This window comes from Streptobacillus felis, from assembly GCF_001559775.1.
In the GTDB taxonomy this organism is placed as follows: domain Bacteria; phylum Fusobacteriota; class Fusobacteriia; order Fusobacteriales; family Leptotrichiaceae; genus Streptobacillus; species Streptobacillus felis.
In genome coordinates this window covers 1-740 of the sequence record NZ_LOHX01000106.1, presented here as the reverse complement: position 1 = coordinate 740, position 740 = coordinate 1, and the positions used below count along the sequence as shown (strand labels likewise).

Sequence of the window (740 nt, the reverse complement as noted above, 5' to 3'; positions counted from 1 at the left end):
TTATTTTATAGGGGTTAAAAGCTATATAGATGGAATAGAAAAAGCTTTTGTAGAGGCAAAAGATGATAAGGATGTTAAAACAGATATACTTAAGATAAAAAAAGAAATAAAAAATGGAGTAAAAGATACAGCTAAATCTAGTGGAAAAAATGCAGTAGTTATAGGAAGTAAATCAGGTGCTTTTGGAGATAATGGGATAGCCTTAGGTAGAGGTTCGTTCTCACTTAAAGAAAACTCAATATCAATTGGATCATATTCATTTACAAAAGAAAAAAATTCAATAGCATTAGGGATAGCTGGAAGAGCTTTAGGAGAGGGTTCTATTGCCTTTGGTAATGGTTCTGGAGTAGACATAGATGGTAAAAATTCTATGGTTTATGGTCATGGATCAGTTGTCTATGCACCTAATTCAATAATATTAGGAGTTAATTCTCGTGTTTGGGGAACTTCAAAAGATGGAGATTCTATCATAATAGGTAATGATGCCAACATAAGTGAGTTAAAAGATAGTAGTAATAAAAAAATAGAAGGACATAATGGTAAATCAGTACTAGCATTAGGGAATCAGACTAATGCAACCTTAGATAACTCAGTTGCCTTAGGATATATTTCAGCAACTGATTATGAAAAATCAGACTTAGATAAATCAGGATACACAGCAAGAGGTTCATATTCTATACCAAGTTCGGCTAAAGTTGGAGTAATATCTGTAGGTAAAAAGGGTTATGAAAGAAGAATAA

1 pseudogene is annotated in these 740 nt (G+C 32.0%); it reads left to right on the top strand.

Going from position 1 to position 740, the window contains the following annotated elements:
• A pseudogene (locus tag AYC60_RS01895) lies at window positions 1–740 on the top strand (adhesin); the annotation flags it as partial.